At 63.3% G+C, this 17,204-nt stretch carries 19 protein-coding genes; 10 read left to right on the top strand and 9 right to left on the bottom strand.

All coding sequences use genetic code 11. From position 1 onward, the window contains the following. Nucleotides 1-23: 23 nt before the first annotated feature. Genes VIZ63_RS15125 through purM form a run of 3 tightly spaced genes read right to left on the bottom strand, consistent with a single transcriptional unit; the run spans nt 24 to nt 2,504 of the window. A complete protein-coding gene (locus tag VIZ63_RS15125) occupies nt 24-767 on the bottom strand; it encodes a DUF3108 domain-containing protein (protein ID WP_331610505.1) in 744 nt (247 codons plus the stop codon). Between the two features lie 55 nt (nt 768-822). Then, complete coding sequence (purN, locus tag VIZ63_RS15120; protein WP_349261198.1) at nt 823-1,476, bottom strand: phosphoribosylglycinamide formyltransferase; 654 nt, start codon at nt 1,474-1,476, stop codon at nt 823-825. Next, nucleotides 1,473-2,504, bottom strand: a complete 1,032-nt coding sequence (purM, locus tag VIZ63_RS15115) for a phosphoribosylformylglycinamidine cyclo-ligase (RefSeq protein ID WP_331610503.1) — start codon at nt 2,502-2,504, stop codon at nt 1,473-1,475. Before purM ends, purN begins: the two co-directional genes overlap by 4 nt. A gap of 175 nt (nt 2,505-2,679) precedes the next feature. On the opposite strand from purM, the gene VIZ63_RS15110 reads away from it, so the two are divergent. The 3 genes from VIZ63_RS15110 to hda are packed head-to-tail and all read left to right on the top strand — an operon-like array spanning nt 2,680 to nt 4,956. Continuing rightward, nucleotides 2,680-3,657 (top strand): DUF2066 domain-containing protein, encoded by a 978-nt coding sequence (locus tag VIZ63_RS15110; RefSeq protein ID WP_331610502.1) that lies wholly within the window; start codon nt 2,680-2,682, stop codon nt 3,655-3,657. A gap of 31 nt (nt 3,658-3,688) precedes the next feature. Continuing rightward, nucleotides 3,689-4,264 (top strand): CDP-alcohol phosphatidyltransferase family protein, encoded by a 576-nt coding sequence (locus VIZ63_RS15105; RefSeq protein ID WP_331610501.1) that lies wholly within the window; start codon nt 3,689-3,691, stop codon nt 4,262-4,264. Continuing rightward, the gene (hda, locus tag VIZ63_RS15100; RefSeq protein ID WP_331610500.1) at nt 4,261-4,956 is read left to right on the top strand and encodes a DnaA regulatory inactivator Hda; all 696 of its coding nucleotides are present in this window, start codon (nt 4,261-4,263) and stop codon (nt 4,954-4,956) included. Before VIZ63_RS15105 ends, hda begins: the two co-directional genes overlap by 4 nt. 9 nt (nt 4,957-4,965) lie before the next feature. Here hda and VIZ63_RS15095 read toward each other — a convergent pair whose 3' ends face one another. Further along, on the bottom strand, nt 4,966-5,331 hold the full coding sequence (locus tag VIZ63_RS15095; protein ID WP_331610499.1) for a DUF2069 domain-containing protein: 366 nt from the start codon (nt 5,329-5,331) through the stop codon (nt 4,966-4,968). Continuing rightward, complete coding sequence (gene wrbA, locus VIZ63_RS15090; protein WP_349261197.1) at nt 5,328-5,978, bottom strand: NAD(P)H:quinone oxidoreductase; 651 nt, start codon at nt 5,976-5,978, stop codon at nt 5,328-5,330. The genes VIZ63_RS15095 and wrbA overlap by 4 nt, the downstream gene beginning before the upstream one ends. A 212-nt stretch (nt 5,979-6,190) precedes the next feature. On the opposite strand from wrbA, the gene VIZ63_RS15085 reads away from it, so the two are divergent. Further along, entirely contained in the window at nt 6,191-6,412 is a 222-nt protein-coding gene (locus VIZ63_RS15085; protein WP_331610497.1) for a DUF4398 domain-containing protein, read from the top strand. 28 nt (nt 6,413-6,440) lie between these two features. Then, the gene (locus VIZ63_RS15080) at nt 6,441-6,728 is read left to right on the top strand and encodes an acylphosphatase (protein ID WP_331610495.1); all 288 of its coding nucleotides are present in this window, start codon (nt 6,441-6,443) and stop codon (nt 6,726-6,728) included. A 42-nt stretch (nt 6,729-6,770) separates the two neighbouring features. Here VIZ63_RS15080 and VIZ63_RS15075 read toward each other — a convergent pair whose 3' ends face one another. Further along, nucleotides 6,771-7,337, bottom strand: a complete 567-nt coding sequence (locus VIZ63_RS15075) for a transglycosylase SLT domain-containing protein (protein WP_331610494.1) — start codon at nt 7,335-7,337, stop codon at nt 6,771-6,773. Nucleotides 7,338-7,586: 249 nt separating this feature from the next. On the opposite strand from VIZ63_RS15075, the gene pssA reads away from it, so the two are divergent. From pssA to VIZ63_RS15050, 5 genes are all read left to right on the top strand, one after another. After that, nucleotides 7,587-8,402 (top strand): CDP-diacylglycerol--serine O-phosphatidyltransferase, encoded by an 816-nt coding sequence (gene pssA, locus VIZ63_RS15070; RefSeq protein WP_331610492.1) that lies wholly within the window; start codon nt 7,587-7,589, stop codon nt 8,400-8,402. A 3-nt stretch (nt 8,403-8,405) separates the two neighbouring features. Further along, nucleotides 8,406-9,248 (top strand): uracil-DNA glycosylase, encoded by an 843-nt coding sequence (locus VIZ63_RS15065; protein WP_331610491.1) that lies wholly within the window; start codon nt 8,406-8,408, stop codon nt 9,246-9,248. Continuing rightward, nucleotides 9,245-9,751 carry a ribosomal protein S18-alanine N-acetyltransferase gene (gene rimI, locus VIZ63_RS15060; protein WP_331610490.1) on the top strand — a complete coding sequence of 169 codons (507 nt, stop codon included), beginning with the start codon at nt 9,245-9,247 and terminating at the stop codon, nt 9,749-9,751. Before VIZ63_RS15065 ends, rimI begins: the two co-directional genes overlap by 4 nt. A 126-nt stretch (nt 9,752-9,877) precedes the next feature. Then, a complete protein-coding gene (locus tag VIZ63_RS15055; protein WP_331610489.1) occupies nt 9,878-11,473 on the top strand; it encodes a peptide chain release factor 3 in 1,596 nt (531 codons plus the stop codon). Between the two features lie 173 nt (nt 11,474-11,646). Further along, entirely contained in the window at nt 11,647-12,930 is a 1,284-nt protein-coding gene (locus tag VIZ63_RS15050) for an MFS transporter (RefSeq protein ID WP_331610557.1), read from the top strand. Nucleotides 12,931-13,059: 129 nt separating this feature from the next. Here the strand turns inward: VIZ63_RS15050 and VIZ63_RS15045 are convergent, their stop codons facing one another. From VIZ63_RS15045 to VIZ63_RS15035, 3 genes are all read right to left on the bottom strand, one after another. Then, complete coding sequence (locus VIZ63_RS15045) at nt 13,060-13,890, bottom strand: M90 family metallopeptidase (RefSeq protein ID WP_331610488.1); 831 nt, start codon at nt 13,888-13,890, stop codon at nt 13,060-13,062. 364 nt (nt 13,891-14,254) lie between these two features. Then, the gene (locus tag VIZ63_RS15040; RefSeq protein WP_331610487.1) at nt 14,255-16,210 is read right to left on the bottom strand and encodes a DUF3488 and transglutaminase-like domain-containing protein; all 1,956 of its coding nucleotides are present in this window, start codon (nt 16,208-16,210) and stop codon (nt 14,255-14,257) included. Further along, nucleotides 16,207-17,184, bottom strand: coding sequence for a DUF58 domain-containing protein (locus tag VIZ63_RS15035; RefSeq protein ID WP_331610486.1), 978 nt, complete (start codon nt 17,182-17,184; stop codon nt 16,207-16,209). Before VIZ63_RS15035 ends, VIZ63_RS15040 begins: the two co-directional genes overlap by 4 nt. Nucleotides 17,185-17,204 lie beyond the last annotated feature (20 nt).

The following is a 17,204-nucleotide window of genomic DNA, read 5'->3' as shown; positions in this document are numbered from 1 at the left end:
TGTTCTGGGCTTCGTGACTCTTGTCACTCGCGTGTGAGCGCGATCAGCGTCATCACCGTCTCGACCTTGCCTTTGCGTACCTGCTCGGCGCGTGCTGGCAGGTATTCCAGTGACGGCACGTGCCAGACGCGCGATACGCGGTTCGAGTTGGGTCGCGTGCTTTCGTACACGATCGTTTCCAGCGCTCCCAGCTTCGATTGCACGGTCTCGGACTGGCCGCGCGTATAGGTGTAGTGGCGGATGCTGTCGCCGTTGATCATGGCGATCGTGCCCGGCTCGTGTCCGCCGATCAGCGCTACCATTGCTCCGATCTGGATCGACAGCCGGTCCTGCATCCCGGGTTCGAGCGGGAGTTTCACGGGCTGGCCGTCGTAAGTTCCGCTCGCGATCTTTGCGGTCCAGTCGAACTGCAGACTGCCGTTGCCTTTCTCGCCGGAGCGGCCATCGTCCGCGGCCCATGAGAGTGGGCGCAGGCCGTCGTCAGTGAGTTCCAGCGTCGTGCGTTCGAAAGCCGTGTCACTGACGACCAGTCTCGCCAGCGTCGATGGGTTGGCGTGGGTCTCGAACACATACCGGTTCGACTGGCCGTCGCGACGCCATTCCATGCGCAGCGTGCCCGCACCTATGCCGCGGAAGCTGACGCTGTAAGTGGCAACGAACGGTTGCGGCACCGCTGGGGTCGCGTGAGCCGACGACATCATGGCGAGTAATGCCAGGACGAAACCCGCTGCCCGATGCCGAAGGACGGCGGAAGCGATATGCCGCAAATCATTCTCCTTGAGGGTTTTCCCGCCCCCAGCAACGACCAGCGGTTGCGAGCGGTCAGGATTCCACAACGATCGGCGCCGACAGCGGCTGTCCATCCAGCCAGGCGGCGTCAGCCCTGAGTTCCAGTCGACCTCGGGCAAACCAATCGATCGCCTGTGGCAGGATCCTGTGCTCCTCGCGCTGAACTCGTGCTGAAAGAGTCGCTTCGGTGTCGGAAGCCAGCACCGGCACGCATGCCTGAATAATGACCGGACCGCCGTCGAGTTCCTCGGTGACGAAATGAACGCTGACGCCATGCACGGTATCGCCGGCTTCGAGGGCGCGTCGATGTGTGTGCAGTCCACGGTATCTGGGCAGCAGCGAGGGATGGACGTTGAGAATGCGTCCGGCAAACGCGCCGATGAATGCCGGCGTCAGGATTCGCATGAAGCCGGCGAGCACGATCAGCTGCGGCTCGTAGGAATTCACGAGCGCGGCCAACGCCGCGTCGTAGGCGGGCCGATCGGCAAACCCCTTGGGGGACAACGACGCCGTGACCAGCCCGGACTCGCTGGCGAGAGCGAGTCCGGCGGCTTCAGGCTTGTCACTGACGACAGCGCGAATGTCGATGGGCAGCTCACCACTGGCGGATCGTTGCGCGATCGCCTGCATGTTGCTGCCGCGCCCGGAAATCAGAATCACCGTCGCAAGGCGCGCCGGCTCCGTCATCCGTGAATGACCACGCCTGCGTCGCCACGGCGAATTTCGCCGATGACGACCGGCTGTTCGCCTTGCTCCCGCAGCAGTTTGAGCGCCTTGTCCACGTGCTCGGCAGCCAGCGTGACGGTCATGCCGATGCCGCAGTTGAAGGTCCGATACATTTCGGCCGGGGCGATATTCCCCGTCTTCTGCAGCCAGTCGAACGCTTCCGGACGCTGCCAGGCCTGGGCGCTCAGCAATACTTCGAGACCTGCGGGGATCACGCGCGGAATGTTTTCGGTCAGTCCGCCGCCGGTGATGTGCGCGAATCCATGGATCGGTACGGCTTTCGCCAGCGCCAGCAATGGCTTGACGTAGATGCGCGTGGGCGCGAGCAGTGCGTCGTACAGCAGACCGCTGCCGAGCCTGGTCGTCGGTGTGGCCTTGCCCACCTTGAGCAGTTTGCGGATCAGCGAGTAGCCATTGGAATGCGGGCCGGACGAGGGCAGTCCGACCAGCACGTCGCCGGGACGGGTGTGGCTGCCGTCGATGATGCCGTCTTTTTCGACGATGCCGACGCAGAAGCCCGCCAGGTCGTAGTCGCCATCGGCGTACATACCGGGCATTTCTGCCGTTTCGCCGCCGATCAGCGCGGCGCCTGCCTGCACGCAGCCTTCGACTATGCCCTTGATGACCGACTCGGCCACATCGATGCTGAGCTTGCCGGTGGCGTAGTAATCGAGGAAGAACAGCGGCTCGGCGCCCTGGACCACCACATCATTGGCGCACATGGCGACCAGATCGATGCCGATGGTGTCGTGGCGGCCGGTTTCGATCGCCAGGCGCAGCTTGGTGCCGACGCCATCGGTGCCGGAGACCAGGACCGGTTTGCGATAGCGGTCGATGGGGACTTCGAACAAGGCGCCGAAGCCGCCCAGTCCCGCCAGAACTCCCGGGCGCATGGAGCGTTTGACGGCTGGCTTGATGCGCTCGACCAGTTCGTCCCCGGCCTCGATGTCGACGCCGGCGTCTTTATAGGTAATCGATTCGGAAGACATTGAAACCTCACGATGGTGGCCGACCCGCGCGGAACAACCCAGCCATTCGGGCTGCGCGCATTACCGGGTCGCCAGGGACGGGTACCGGGGTGAAATCGGGCGTGTGGTATTTTACACGGCCACATCCTTCCAGGCGGACTGCCGACAGTTTTCGATGCGCCCGACGAGCCTTCTCTTGTCCCTGCTCACACTGTTTGCATCCGTGCAGTCATTGGCGGTCACTGTCCCCGATCTGTATGAGGCATCGGTGCCGGTGACCTCGAATCGCGATGCCGCGTTCATCGAAGCCCTGCGCAGCGTCGTTATCCGGGTCAGCGGCCGGCCCGACGCGCCGGCGCGTCTCGGCGGGGCGCTCAGCAATCCGCGCCAGTATGCGCAGCGCTTTGGATTTACTGCCGACAATGTCCTGCAGGTCGTCTTCGACGGTGTGTCCGTCGATCGCCTGCTGACGGACGCAGGACTGCCCGTCTGGGGGCGCGAGCGGCCCGCGACCCTCGTACTCGTGAATGTCACTACCACCAGCGGGTCCTCGTACTGGATCGATTCGTCCGCGGTTTCCGCCGAGCGTGAGGTCATCGCACGTGCGGCGCGCCAGCGTGGTCTGCCGATCGTATGGCCGGACATGACCACGCAGGATCGCACGCAGATCAATGCCGATGCCGCCGCGACCGGCGGCGAGCCCACCGCGCTGATGCAGACCGCGGCTCGTTACAGCGCCAATGCTGCCTTGCTGGGAGTTGCGCGCAGCGATGGCGCGGGCGGCATGTCTGTGCGCTGGACGCTGGCCTCGGACGACGGTGCGGTCAACTCGACTGGCTCGCTGGAAGAAGGCGTCAATCTTGCTGCCAGTACGTTCGCCCGCGTGTACTCGGCCTCCGGGACGTCGCTCGACAATCTCGCGGTCGAGGTGTCCGGCATCACGACACTCGGCGCGTATGCGTCGACGCTCAACTATCTCGAAGGACTGACGCTCGTGCGTGGCGTGTCGGTCGAGCAGGTGCTGGGCGATACATTGAAGTTCCGGCTCGCCGTGCGCGGCGATGCGACTACTCTGCGTCGGGCATTGGCGCTCGATGGCAGGCTCGTGCCGACGGCGACGTCGGATGCTTTGCCGCAGTCCGCGGAGGGATTGCGGTTTCGTTACCAGCCCTGACCTCCGTCCAGCAGCGAGTGACCGCCACGGAATGTTGTCCAGCCTGCGTTTCATACCGAATGCGCTGTGTTTCCTGCGGATGCTGCTGGTCATCCCGGTCGCCTGGCTGTTGGCGCATCACGAGTTCAAGGCCACGCTGTGGTTGTTCGCCGTTGCCGCCGCCACTGACGGGCTCGATGGCTTTCTCGCCAAGCGCTGCGGCTGGACCTCCGAACTGGGCAAGATCATCGATCCGCTGGCCGACAAGATCCTGCTGGTGGGTGTCTTTCTGACCCTGGCGGTCATGGGGCTGGTGCCGTTATGGCTGGCGATTGCCGCGATCGGACGCGATCTGATCATCACCGCCGGCGCGATCACCTATCACTGGCTGTTCGGCGACCTGCAGGGCCATCCGACCTGGATCAGCAAACTCAATACGCTCTGCCAGATCGTCTTTCTGCTGCTGATCGTCGCTGCCCATGCGGTCGGACATGTGCCGCAGGCGGCTGTCATCGCCCTCGGCGCACTGGTCTTCGTGACCACGGTCGTCAGCGGCATCGACTATGTCGTGATGTATTCGCGCAAGGCCATCACCGAGAGCCGCCGTCGTCGCGGATTACCCGCATGAGCGCGCAACTCGCCCTGAGTCTCAAGCTGCGCGACAGCTCGGTCTTCGCCAGCTACTTTGCCGGCCGCAATCAGGCGACGGTGGATGCACTGCGGGCTGCGACGATCGGACAACCGCCCACATGTGTGTTTCTGCATGGCCCGGCCGGTTCCGGAAAAACCCATCTGTTGCAGGCGCTGTGCGCAGCGGCATCGCAGCAGGGACACCCGGTCGCGTACCTGCCACTGCCCGATCTGATGGCGATGGGTCCGGAAGTGCTGTCCGGATGCGGTGAGCTGTCCTGCGTCTGCATCGATGACATCGAATCGATCGCCGGGCACGCCGAGTGGGAACGAGCAGTGTTCCGCTTGCATCAGCAGCTCGACGAACGACAGGGCCGGCTGGTGGTCGCGGCGCACGTTCCGCCGGCCGCGACAGGCATCAGGCTCGCTGACCTGCGCTCACGGCTGGGCGGAGGATTGGTGTTGAGCCTGCAGCTCTTCGATGAACTCGAACGGATCGCGGCGCTGCAGCTGCGCGCGCAGCTGCGCGGTTTCGATCTGCCGTCGGAGACGGCCCAGTACCTGCTGCGACGCTTGCCTCGGGATATGGCGTCGCTGTGTGCCTTCCTGGATGAGCTGGACGAGGCGTCGCTGGCCGCGCAACGGCGCCTGACCGTGCCATTCGTACGGGCGATCGTCGACTCGCGTTGAGGCCGCGGCTCAGCGCGGGCGGGTGGCGCGCAGGAAGGTGATCAGCGCGACGAACAGCAACAGCGCGAGCGCGAGGCAGGCGCCCGACCATAGGCGCCCGTGCGGATTTGCCACCGATTCGGTCAGGCCCAGCACGAAGTAGGGGATCACACACAATGTTGCCCATGCATACGTACGCCGATCGCTGCGGATGAAGCCGCGGATGGGCGCCCACAACGGCAGCGTCAGAAACAGCGCGAGCAGGGCGCGATTGCCCGACAGCCCAGAGCTCAGCGTCCAGCACAGCACCAGGGCGATGAGCAGGCCATTCAGCGCCAGCGTAGACCACCGCAGCATTTCCGCCGTCGATCGCGATCCGGTGATGGACGTACTCACGAGCGCAACTTCACGGCGAGTTCGGCGACCCGGCGGCCGAGCCGTTGCGCCAGAACCTTCTCATCGTCAGACAGTCGCGGCTGCGTCTCGCCGAGCGCGACATGGCTCGCGCCGTAGGGCGAGCCACCGCTCGTCGTATGGGTGAGCGCGGCTTCAGTGTAAGGAAGTCCGACGATGACCATGCCGTGATGGATCAGCGGCAGCATCATGCTGAGCAATGTGCTCTCCTGGCCGCCGTGCATGGTCTGCGTCGATGTGAAGACCGCCGCAGGCTTGTTGGCCAGCGTGCCGCTGACCCACAGCGAACTGGTGCCATCGAGAAAGTGCTTGAGGGGCGCCGCCATGTTGCCGAAACGCGTGGGGCTGCCGAGCACCAGGCCATCGCATTCCCGCAGGTCGTCATGCGTCGCGTAGGGCGGGCCTTCGGACGGAATCGCCGGTTGCGGTTCATCGATCGACGTCACGACGGGCGGCACCGTGCGCAATCTCGCGCGCGCGCCGCTTACCGACTCGATGCCGCGGCATATCTGTCTGGCCAACTCGGCCGTGCTGCCTTTGCGCGAATAAAACACCACCAGGACTTCGGTCACGCTAGGAAACTCCGGCAATGATCTGCGAGTTGCACTGAGTGTGGCCGTGCGTCGCATTCGATGTGGGTTGAGCGCAACGCCAAAGGCCGCGCCAGGTGCCGCGATTGTATTCGCGGTTGCCTTGACGGTGTAGGCTCGCGTTGTTACGGTCGGGTGGAAATTCCAGCCCAATCATGGCCTATCTCTCATTGCCTGTATCCTTGCGTTGCTTGTTACTGACACTGATCTGTGTCGGTGTAGCAGGGTGCGCGGGTGCGCCGGCGCAGGAGATGAGCAATGCTCGCCAGGCCATCCAGGCTGCGCGCGATGCGGGTGCCAGTGAAGTAGCCCCGCAGACGCTCAACGAGGCGCAATCCCTTCTCGAACAGGCGGAGACCAGTTTGCAGAAGGGTGACTATAAAAATGCCCGACGCAGTGCCGTGGCGGCCAAGGGACGCGCCACCGAGGCGTTGAGCGCCGCTCAGCCAGTCAATCGCAAAGAATCCGGCTGACGTCCGGACTTCGTTCAGTCTCAACCGTATGGCCGCTATCGTCGCACGACGTTGTTTCGTTTCGGGTCGCGTGCAGGGCGTGTTCTATCGTGCATCGACGCGGCAGAAGGCCGCCGATCTCGGGCTCAGCGGTTACGCGTGCAATCTTGCGGATGGGCGAGTGGAAGTGCTCGCGGTCGGTGAATTGGCAGCCGTCACCTCGCTCATCGACTGGTTGAGCATCGGCCCGGCGTCCGCGCAGGTGGCGAGCGTCGAAGTGAGGGAGGTCGACCTCGACACTATCGACGACGTGCCGGTGGGCTTCGCGACGCGATAGGGGCGCAATGAACAATTGATAATTATCAATTGTTCATTGTGCTCAGTCGTACTTCCAGCGGTTCGCGAGTCGCAGCAGCACCACGTCTGAATACGTGCGGCGTCCGACGCTGCCGTTGTAGCGCGCCAGCGCACGCGCGTAATCGCCTTTCTCGCGGTCCAGGTAGAACCGCAGGATCGTGCAGCCCATGCGGATGTTCTGCGGGATGCGCACCAGCTGTTCGTTGGTCATGCCGAGCTGGCGTGGCCAGAACGGCATGATCTGCATCAGGCCGAGGGCGCCTGCATAGGAAACGGCCCAGCGGTCGAAGCGGCTTTCCACGTCGATCACCGCCATCACCAGGCCCGGCGGCAGATTCAGGCGCTTGGCTTCGCAGTGAACGTGATAAAGGATCTCCGCGCGCTCGGCTTGATCGGCGACGATCCGCTGCAGCTTCGGCTCCATCGCCGCGTGCCAGACCTGCTGATCGTATTTGTCCTCGAAGCACCGATCCGCAGCGATGGCCTGTTGCAGCAGTTTGCCGAGTTCCGGATCTTCCTGACGATCCGCCAGCGCCGCACTGCCCAGGGTGCACAGAACGATCAGCAGGAGGGGACGCAGCAAGGTCATGACGGAATTTTCTTCGGGTTCGTGAAAATCGGATCGTAGTCCAGGCGCCATTGCCTGCCACGATCTGTGTCACACGTCGCGGGGTATCGTTGTTGTGCGCGTTGCGGGACGCACCCTATCATGTCGACAACCACCGCTGACCTGCCGATCCATGCCGCCGCTTCGTCGGGGATCGCCTGATCAGGCAAGGAACCGAAGGTCACGCCGGGCAATTCCCCGGAAGCAGCCCAGCGCAGGGGTCCACACAGAATGAATGCAGAACGGGAATCGGAAACATTGCCGCAGGCCGCGGATGAGTCGGCGCGACCGGGTCGTGGCGTGTACTGGCTGCCCAACCTGCTGACCACCGGGACGCTCTTCGGCGGCTTCTATGCGATCGTCGCTGCCATCGACGGTAATTTCTCGCGCGCGGGCACCGCGGTCTTCATTGCGATGGTGTTCGACGGTCTCGATGGTCGCGTCGCCCGCTGGACCAACACGCAGAGCGAGTTCGGCAAGGAATACGACAGTCTGTGCGACATGGTTGCCTTCGGCGTGGCTCCGGCGATCGTCGTCTACCAGTGGGGCATCGAGCGCATCGCCGACTACGGACAGTTCTGGACGCGTTTCGGCTGGCTTGCTGCGTTCTTCTATGCCGTTACCGCCGGTCTGCGTCTGGCGCGCTTCAATTCCCGCGCGGCAGTGGCGGACAAGCGTTATTTCGAGGGACTGCCCAGTCCGTCGGCCGCAGGTACGGTCGCCGGCTTCATCTGGCTCGTGAGCGAGATCGAATTCGACAGCCTCGCGCGGCTGGTGCTGGCCTTCATGGTGTCGATCATCGCGGGCGCGTTGATGGTGAGTAAATTTTCCTACTGGAGCGGCAAGGAGCTGAACCTGCGCGGCCGGATTCCCTGGATCTATGCGCTGGTCATTCCCCTGATCTATGTGCTGGCGTCGTTGGCGCCGCAACTGTCGCTGGCGCCGCAGTTGTTGCTGCTGATCTTCGGTACGTACGCGCTATCCGGCCCGCTGCTCTGGATCGTGCGCAAGCTCGTCAAAAAGAAGCGCGTCACGGACCATCCGTAAACGATGGACTCGCGACGACTCAACTATCTGCGGGCGCTCGACATCGACGTCTGGGAGCGGCGCGACCTCGCGGTGACCCAGGCTGCGAGTGAACCCGTGCGCGCATCGGTAGCGGCGGTGGCGCCGCCCGCGGTGGCTGTGCATCAGGTCGCGCCTGCTGCCGTGTCCAGGGTGGTGGCTCCCCCGGTTGCAGCGCCCAAGGTTTCTGCACTCAGAACAGAATCGAAGCCCTCGACTCGCGTTCCCCCGCGTGACGACGCAGTTGCAGCGATGGGCTGGGATCAACTGGTCGATGCGGTGCGCACCTGCACGAAGTGCCCGTTGCATGCGACTCGCACCCAGGGTGTGTTCGGTGTCGGTGATCGTAAAGCCCGCTGGATGATCATCGGCGAAGCACCGGGCGCTGATGAGGACAGTCAGGGCGAGCCCTTCGTGGGCCGCGCCGGCCAGCTGCTGAATTCGATGTTGCGGGCGATGGGCCTGGCCCGCGAGCAGGTGTTCATCGCCAACGTGCTGAAGTCACGACCCCCGGGCAATCGCGATCCCAGGGTGGACGAAACCAGCGCCTGCCTGCCCTACCTGTTCCGGCAGATCGAACTGGTGAATCCGACGTTGCTGTTGTGCGTCGGCCGCATAGCCGCACAAACCCTGCTCGAAACCGACATGCCAATCGGTAAACTGCGGGGCAAGTTACACACCTTGCCTTCAGGCCGGCCGATGATCGTGACCTACCATCCCGCGTACCTCCTGCGCAGCCCGGTCGAAAAGCGCAAGTCATGGGCCGACCTGGTGTTGGCGCTGCAGACGTTCGAGAGGCTGTCGAATGAAGCGAGGCAGGCCACGTGAGCGCTGAACCCGATCTGTCGGCGGGATTGCACGACGTACGTTTTCGTCCGATGACGATCCCGGACGTCACGCTGGTCTCTGCGGTCGAACGGGCGTCCTACCAGTTTCCCTGGAGCGAAGGCGTATTCCGCGACTGCGTCCGGGTCGGCTACCTGTGCCGGGTCGTGGAATTGCAGGGCGAGATCGCTGGCTACGGCATCATGTCGTTCGGCGCGGGCGAGGCCCATGTTCTCAACGTCTGTGTGCGCGACGATCTGCGCGGCTACGGTGTCGGCCGCCAGCTCATGAACTATCTCCTGGATCGCGCCCGCGACGAGTACATGCAGGACGTTTTTCTCGAAGTGCGGCCGTCCAACACGGTGGCCGTGGGCTTGTACGAATCGATGGGATTCGAACGCATCGGCGTGCGTAAGGGTTATTACCAGGCCGTTGGTGGGCGGGAAGATGCCCTGATCTACAAGCTGCCGCTGGAACCGAAGAGCGTGATCGAGGCGCGCCAATAGCGCCATTGCTCGGTTCGGCCTGCAGGCGAACCCTGGACTGGAGGCAGGATGTGGCTCCGGCTGTCCGGCTAAAGCCGGACCCACAAGCTACAATGCGCGCCCGCGCCTCCAGCCCCCCGATAGCCCATGCCCGAGCTTCAAGACGAAATCGCCCGTCGCCGCACCTTTGCGATCATTTCCCACCCGGACGCCGGCAAGACCACACTGACGGAAAAGCTGCTGTTGTTCGGCGGTGCGATCCAGCTGGCGGGCACGGTCAAGGGCCGCAAGGCGACACGTCATGCGACGTCCGACTGGATGGCGCTCGAGCAGCAGCGCGGAATTTCGGTCACCTCGTCGGTGATGCAGTTCCCCTACGACGGACGCATGGTGAATCTGCTCGACACGCCCGGCCACGAGGACTTCTCCGAAGACACCTATCGCACCCTGACCGCCGTGGATTCGGCGCTGATGGTGATCGACTGCGCCAAGGGCGTCGAGAATCGCACCATCAAGTTGATGGATGTCTGCCGGCTGCGCGACACGCCGATCATGACGTTCATCAACAAGCTCGACCGTGAAGGTCGCGAGCCGATGGAACTGCTCGATGAAATCGAAAAGATCCTGAAGATCTCCTGCGCCCCGGTGACGTGGCCGATCGGCATGGGTCGCGAACTGCGCGGTATCTATCACCTGATGGAAGACCGGATCTACATCTACCAGGCTGGCGAGAAGGGCAGGGCTGGTACGACGGCAACGATCGACGGTCTGGACAGCGCGGAAGCTGCGGAATTTCTCGGCGATCGTGCACGGGCTTTCCACGATGAGATCGACCTCGTGCGCGGTGCCGCGCCGGAGTTCGACCGCGATGAATATCTCGCAGCGCGACAGACGCCGGTGATGTTCGGATCGGCGATCAACAACTTCGGTGTCACGGAGTTGCTGGCAACCTTCGTGAAGTACGCGCCGGGTCCCCTGTCGCGCGCGACCACATCACGCACCGTCGATGCGCAGGAAGAGAAGCTCACGGGATTCGTTTTCAAGATCCAGGCGAACATGGACCCGGGTCATCGCGACCGCATCGCGTTCATGCGTATCTGTTCGGGCAGATTCTCCAAGGGCATGCGCATGTTCCACGTGCGCCTGCGCAAGGAGATGCGCATCAACGACGCGCTCACCTTCCTCGCGGCCGATCGCCAGCACACCGACGAAGCCTTCGCGGGCGATATCATCGGTCTGCACAACCACGGCACCATCAACATCGGCGACACGTTCACCGAAGGCGAGGCGGTGACCTTCACCGGCATCCCGAATTTCGCGCCGGAAATGTTCCGCCGCGTCGTATTGCGCGATCCGCTGCGCATGAAGGCGCTGCAGAAGGGTCTCGATCAGCTGTGTGAGGAAGGCGCGACCCAGGTGTTCCGTCCCCTGCGCAACAACGATCTCATTCTGGGCGCCATCGGCCAGCTGCAGTTCGACGTGGTCGCATTCCGTCTGCAGGACGAATACAGCGTGCAGGCGACGTTCGACAACGTGAACGTGTTCACCGCCCGCTGGGTGTACTGCAACGACCCAAAGAAGCTCGAGGAATTCAGAACGAAGGCGTACGAGAATCTGGCCATCGATCACTCCGGCGCGCTCGTGTACCTCGCGCCGACGCGCGTCAACCTGCAGCTGACGCTGGAACGCTGGCCGGGCATCACATTCCGTGAAACCCGCGAACATCTCGCGGCGGCGGCGTGAAAGCCACGAAATAGAACGTACGCAAAGGAGCACAAAAGAACGCACAGGAACACAAAATGGAAAGTCAGATCTGATTCCTCAGGTAATGATTTCTTGCGTTCCTTTGTGTTCGACCTTGTGCTCTTTTGTGTACTACCCGCCTTCTTGCCTGGTCGTGGGAGCATTGCTTGAAGATGAAGCCGCTGAAGAAAGACGTAGTGGCGTGGGCGCTGTACGACTGGGGTAACTCGGCGTTCGCGGCCACGGTGATGGTCGTGTTCTTTCCGGTGTTCTTCAAACAGTACTGGAGCGCGGATGTCTCCGCGACCGAGAGCACGTTCTGGCTCGGGATGGTGAATGGCATCGCAAGTTTTCTGCTCGCGATCATGGCGCCATTGCTCGGCACGCTGGGCGACCGTGGCGGTTCGCGTCTCAAGTTTCTGCTGGGCTTCACCGTGCTCGGTGTCCTCTCGACCGCGGGGCTCGGGCTCGTGGCGCAGGGACAGTGGCAGTGGGCGGCGCTGTTGTTTGCGCTCGGCTCCATGGGTTTCTGGGGCGGCATCATTTTCTATGACTCGCTGCTGATCGACGTCGCGCCGCGCGACCGCCTCGATTCGATATCCGGCTTCGGCTACGCCATCGGCTATATGGGCGGGGGCGTGCTGCTCGCGATCAACGTATGGATGACGCTGGATCCGGCGTTCTTCGGCTTTGCCGATGCGACCGAGGCAGTGAAAGCGTCGTTCATCTCCGCCGCGGTGTGGTGGGCGCTGTTCGCGATTCCGATTTTCCTGTTCGTGCGCGAGCGGCCGGCGCCACAGCGCAATCCGGCGCGGTCGACGTTGCGCCAGAGCTTTGCCGAGCTGGCGGCGACGGTGCGTGAAGTCCGCAAGTACCGCGCGATCGTGTTCTTCCTGCTGGCGTACTGGATGTACATCGATGGCGTGAACACGATCCAGAAGATGGCCGTCGACTATGGCCTGGCGATTGGGCTGGAGTCGTCGAGGCTGATCCAGGCCATTCTCATGGTGCAGTTCATCGGTTTCCCGGCGGCGTTGCTGTTTGGCTGGATCGGCCAGCGTCTCAGCCCGGTCCTGGGGATTTTCATCTGTATCGCCGTCTATGCCGTGGTCACGATCTACGCAACCATGCTCAACACAGTGACCGAGTTCTTCATCATGGCCGCCGCGACCGGCTGCGTGCAGGGCGGCATTCAAAGCCTGAGCCGCTCGTATTACGGCAGTCTCATCCCGCCGGATCGCACCGGCGAGTTCTTCGGCTTCTACAACATGATGAGCAAGTTCGCCGCGGTGCTAGGCCCGTTCCTGATGGGCATCACCGCACTGCTCACCGGCAATTCGCGCACGGCAATCCTCTCGATCGTCGTCCTGTTCATCGCCGGCGGTGCCTTGCTGGTGGTGGCCGCAAAGCAGAAGAAGCAGGATTTCACACAGAGCACACAGAGAACACAGAGTTAGGGAGGCCCGGGATTCCCGCCCTCGCGGGAATGACGAACAGCAGGTAAGTCGCAGTCTTTTTGGAAAGCGGGACCTTTGTTCTTTCCGACCTCTGTGTACTCTGTGCTCTCTGTGTGAATCTTCGTCTTCTCAGCTTTCCCACCGAGCTGGATCGAGGCGGTAGTACTTGCGCAGCTGCTGATAGAGCAGCGGGTGTTGCTGGTCGAGTTCGTGTGGCCGGCCGAAAAAAACCTCGGTGACGACGGCGAAGAACTCGGCGGGCGCCGTCGCCGCGTACGGATCGATCAGGCTGGGGAGGCCGGCCTGCAGGTTGGCGCGCAAGCGGTCGTACTCCTCCCAGAAGATCGTCGACCATTCGCGGAATTCTGCGGGCGAGGCGAGGCCCGGCGCGCCGTCCATGGTCTCGTCTTCCATGTCGAGGTAGTGCGCGAACTCGTGCAGCACGACGTTGTGCCCGAGGCTCGGCGCATGTTCGATGTCTTCCCACGAAAGGATGATCCGGCGCGAGTCCCAGGCCTGGCCGGACAGGACGCGCGCACCCTCGCTGACGAGGCCGCTCGCATGGCGGTGGTTCTCGCGCACGATGAACGGTGTCGGATAGATCAGGATGGAAAGCAGATCATCGTAGAGATTTTCCCGCGGTACGCCGGGCCGGTTCAGCACCAGCAAGCAGGCATTCGCAGCGATCACGACTTTCATCCGTTCGGTGACAACCAGCCCATTGCAGCCGACGAAGGATTTCTGGCGCACGAAGATCTGGATCAGCCCATGCAGGCGTTGCTGCAGCGTGGACGGCAGGCGCGGATACGCGGGGACGTCGTCGCGCAGCCACTGTTGCCAGGCGTGGGGCAACGGCTCGAGGCTGATGGCGACGCGTCGCCGCGCGCGCAGGGCCGGCAGGCCGAGCCACCAGAAAATTGCACCGATGACGATTGTTATGGCCAGGATGAGGGCAGGCATAGGGAACCTCTGATTTACCCCAGACGCGCTTGCGACGAGTTCAGGGCCGCCCAGGGCTAGGCGTCCGCGAGCGCCGTGTACTTGACGTACTCCAGCGAGCGGTCCCACGGGGATTTCCGTCGGTCACAACAACGCCCTGGGCGGCCCTGAACTCGTCCCATCCAATGTGTAAACAAGCTTTCAATGGGTTGCCCTTCGAATCGTCTGCTGCTGCGTTATGCCCCGCAGGAAATCCCCTTGGGGGACAAAGCTTGCCCATATCGACATATGGGCTGCGCTTTGCGCCTTGCTTCAGACGATTGGAAGGGCAACGCAAGCGCGTCTGGGGTAAATCGGAGGTTCCCTGCCTCCATGCTGCCGTTCCCTACACTTTCAACCGGCCCACCAGGAATTTCAGACGGCTGAGCTGATTGGCCAGGGGCGATGGCCCGTAGCGCAGGTCGATATAGAGCGAACGGATCTCCTCCAGCTGACGGTTCAGATCAGGGCGAGCCCGCGCTACACGCTTCAGATAGTCGTCAGGACCTTCATGAACGGCGCGTGCCAGTTGCTTTTTTTCCAGCCGATGGCAGAGCTGCGTGTACACCTGCACCAACGGATCGAGCTGTCGCGGTCGATAGCGCCAGGCGAGCCAGCCCGTCAGCGCGGCAAAGAACGTCGCCATCGCGATGACCATCGCCATGCCAAGAGCCTCCCAGTCGGCGTCCTCGATGCCAAGCCATTCGAGCATGGAGCGTTGCTGACCGGCGCCGAACTCGACGATCTGGTTGTTCCAGAACGTGTTGAGGGCATCCCAGGCGAGCTGCAGCTGCGCCAGCGTATCGAAGCGCTTCATGAGTCGGCCCGGCACCGGTTCGTCGTCGCCCAGTGCGGCCTCCATTCCTCGTTCCACTCGCTCCGGTGCAACAGCCGCCGTGGGATCGACGCGCACCCAGCCCTTGCCGTCGATCCAGATTTCCGACCAGGCATGCGCATCGGATTGACGCACGATCAGGTAACCGCCCATCGGATTGAATTCGCCTCCCTGATAACCGAGCACGACACGCGCAGGAATTCCACCAGCGCGCGCCAGCATCGTGAAGGCAGAGGCGAAGTGCTCGCAGAAGCCGCGTTTGGTATTGAACAGGAAATCGTCGACCGAGTCGGCGTCCAGTCGCGGCGGTTCGAGCGTGTAGAAATATTCCTCTTCGCGGAATTTATCGAGCACGGCGTCGACGAACGCCTCCGGGCTACCCGCTTGCGCATAGAGTTCCTGGGCCAGCAGTTTCGATCGGGGATTGCGCTCGCCCAGGCGCAGGGCGGCATTTCTCGTCGACACCGGCAACGGTCCCTCGAAGCGGTACTCCGGCTGCGATTCGAGGTCGAATGAACTCAGTGATGAGATCCGCCCCATGGCAAGCATCTGGCGGTCGTACAGAAGCCGCGCGCGTTCGCGCGGCCAGTCGGTCACCGCTTCCAGGCCGAAGATCCACGGACGATTGCTGGGCTCCTGCGTGACCGTGTAACGATACGTCGGACCGCTGGTCGTCACCGGTTGGTCTGGCAGGAACTGTTGCAGCCGCCGCCAGGTGCGGCCGTCGAAATCGTGCAGCACCGGGCCGCGCCAGTAGCGCTGGCGCGGCGGCGGCAATTCGTTTTCGAACCGCACGCGAAACGCGATGGCGCTCGACAGGCTGAGTTCCGAGACATCGCCCGGCGACATTTCATCGTCGATGCCGGTGGCTGCCGTCTCGCGACCGGGAACGGCCCAGAACTGTCCGGGCAATCGCGGGAAGAACAGGAACAGCGCGATGGCCAGCGGCAGGGATTGCAGCAGCATCTTGCCGGTGAGTCCCAGGGCTTCCCGCATGTTCATCGGCGCCGTCTGATGCGTGCGCATCAGCGTCACCGTGAGCAGCCATGCCGTCGCCAGCATCCATGGCAGTCGCAACAGAGACTGGTTGTAGAGGAAGCCCGCGAACAGCAGGAAGTAGGCAACGAAAATCACCACGGTCAGATCGCGACGATTGCTGGTCTCGAACAGTTTCATCGCGCCCATCAGCACCAGTAGCGCGGTACCAGCCTCGATGCCGTTCAATGTCCGGTAGCTCGCCAGAACGCCCAGCATGGCGGCAATGGCAACGCCGATGCGCACGATCTTCGGCGGCAGCTTCCAGTGACGCAGTTCGATGGCGAGCCGGACGGCAATGGCAATCAGCGCCAACAGCACGATCCACAATCGCAGGTCCGGCACGTGCGGCAGCAGCGTCAGCAGGAATGCAGCGACGACCCAGCTAAGCTGCTGTGTGAACCGCGGCGCTGGGTCGAGCACCGTGATCACGGCTGTGATTCCTGAGTGCCGAACAGTGCGAGCGACATGAGGCATCGCTGGCGGTGCGCAGGACCAATATCCGCAGGCAGGTCGACGCCGGGCAGCTTGATGCCGAAGGCATGTCCTGCGGCGTAGGCATCCTCGATCCAGCGGCAGAGTTGCGACAGGCGTGCCTCGACGTCGAGTCCCGGCAAACTCTCCCAATCGAACAGATGCGAGGTCACGGCCGTGCCGGCGTAGACCTTCACCTGCAGCTCCTGACCTCGCGCGTACGCTTTCCAGGCGACGTGCCGCAGCGAATCGCCGGGATGAAAACTGCGCAGTCCTGCGAAGTCCTCATCGCCGCCGCGTGCCGAGTCCTGTGCCCCGCCCGTGTCCGTTTCGACCGGCGGAGGCGGCAGACCGCGAGGTGCGGGGCGTGGATAGACGACGCACTTTACATCCATGTGCAGATAGGCCCACGCGCGGAAGAGGCCGAACGGATGTCGTGTGGCTATATCGAAGTGATCGAGCGGCAGGTAGCCGCGCCGTTGTGCCGCGACGTTCACTGTGAGAACGGCGCGCGCGCCTGGATCGAGGCGCACGGGCCGCGACGTGCCTTGATCGTTGCCGAGCGTCAATTCATGACGCGCGAGCGGCGCGTGATTCTCGAGCGCTATGCGAAAGCGGGCCTCTTCGCCGACGAACACCGGCTCGCTCGCGGCGGAGGCGATGCGCACGGCCGCGAGATTCCGATGACAGTAGTGCATGGCTGTCAGCCCGAGCGAGCCCAGCACGAAAGCCAGGCCCAGCGCGAGATTGTTGCCGTAGTTCATCGCGCCGAGAAACATGGCGAACAGCATCAGGGCGAACGCGACGCCGAGGCCGGTCGGCAGGATATAGATGCGACGCGAGGACAGATCGACAGGATCGGGATCGATGCCATGGCGCCGGCGAGCCCAGGCGCGGGTCTTGCGACGAAGCCGGGCTGGAAGTGAGCGCATTGCTGGGGTGTTCCGGCTGG

It is taken from the genome of Povalibacter sp. (genome assembly GCF_036520495.1).
GTDB lineage: Bacteria > Pseudomonadota > Gammaproteobacteria > Steroidobacterales > Steroidobacteraceae > Steroidobacter.
The sequence above is the reverse complement of the archived record's forward strand: the minus strand, read 5'-3'. Positions and strand labels throughout refer to the sequence as shown.

Coding starts and splice junctions, on each gene's coding strand:
- VIZ63_RS15080 (WP_331610495.1), top strand. CDS start 6,441: ATGGCCGCTATCGTCGCACGACGTTGTTTCGTTTCGGGTCGCGTGCAG.
- VIZ63_RS15075 (WP_331610494.1), bottom strand. CDS start 7,337: ATGACCTTGCTGCGTCCCCTCCTGCTGATCGTTCTGTGCACCCTGGGC.
- purM (WP_331610503.1), bottom strand. CDS start 2,504: ATGTCTTCCGAATCGATTACCTATAAAGACGCCGGCGTCGACATCGAG.
- wrbA (WP_349261197.1), bottom strand. CDS start 5,978: ATGCGACGCACGGCCACACTCAGTGCAACTCGCAGATCATTGCCGGAG.
- VIZ63_RS15035 (WP_331610486.1), bottom strand. CDS start 17,184: ATGCGCTCACTTCCAGCCCGGCTTCGTCGCAAGACCCGCGCCTGGGCT.
- VIZ63_RS15055 (WP_331610489.1), top strand. CDS start 9,878: ATGCCCGAGCTTCAAGACGAAATCGCCCGTCGCCGCACCTTTGCGATC.
- hda (WP_331610500.1), top strand. CDS start 4,261: ATGAGCGCGCAACTCGCCCTGAGTCTCAAGCTGCGCGACAGCTCGGTC.
- VIZ63_RS15065 (WP_331610491.1), top strand. CDS start 8,406: ATGGACTCGCGACGACTCAACTATCTGCGGGCGCTCGACATCGACGTC.
- purN (WP_349261198.1), bottom strand. CDS start 1,476: ATGACGGAGCCGGCGCGCCTTGCGACGGTGATTCTGATTTCCGGGCGC.
- VIZ63_RS15050 (WP_331610557.1), top strand. CDS start 11,647: ATGAAGCCGCTGAAGAAAGACGTAGTGGCGTGGGCGCTGTACGACTGG.
- VIZ63_RS15045 (WP_331610488.1), bottom strand. CDS start 13,890: ATGCCTGCCCTCATCCTGGCCATAACAATCGTCATCGGTGCAATTTTC.
- pssA (WP_331610492.1), top strand. CDS start 7,587: ATGAATGCAGAACGGGAATCGGAAACATTGCCGCAGGCCGCGGATGAG.
- VIZ63_RS15085 (WP_331610497.1), top strand. CDS start 6,191: ATGAGCAATGCTCGCCAGGCCATCCAGGCTGCGCGCGATGCGGGTGCC.
- VIZ63_RS15105 (WP_331610501.1), top strand. CDS start 3,689: ATGTTGTCCAGCCTGCGTTTCATACCGAATGCGCTGTGTTTCCTGCGG.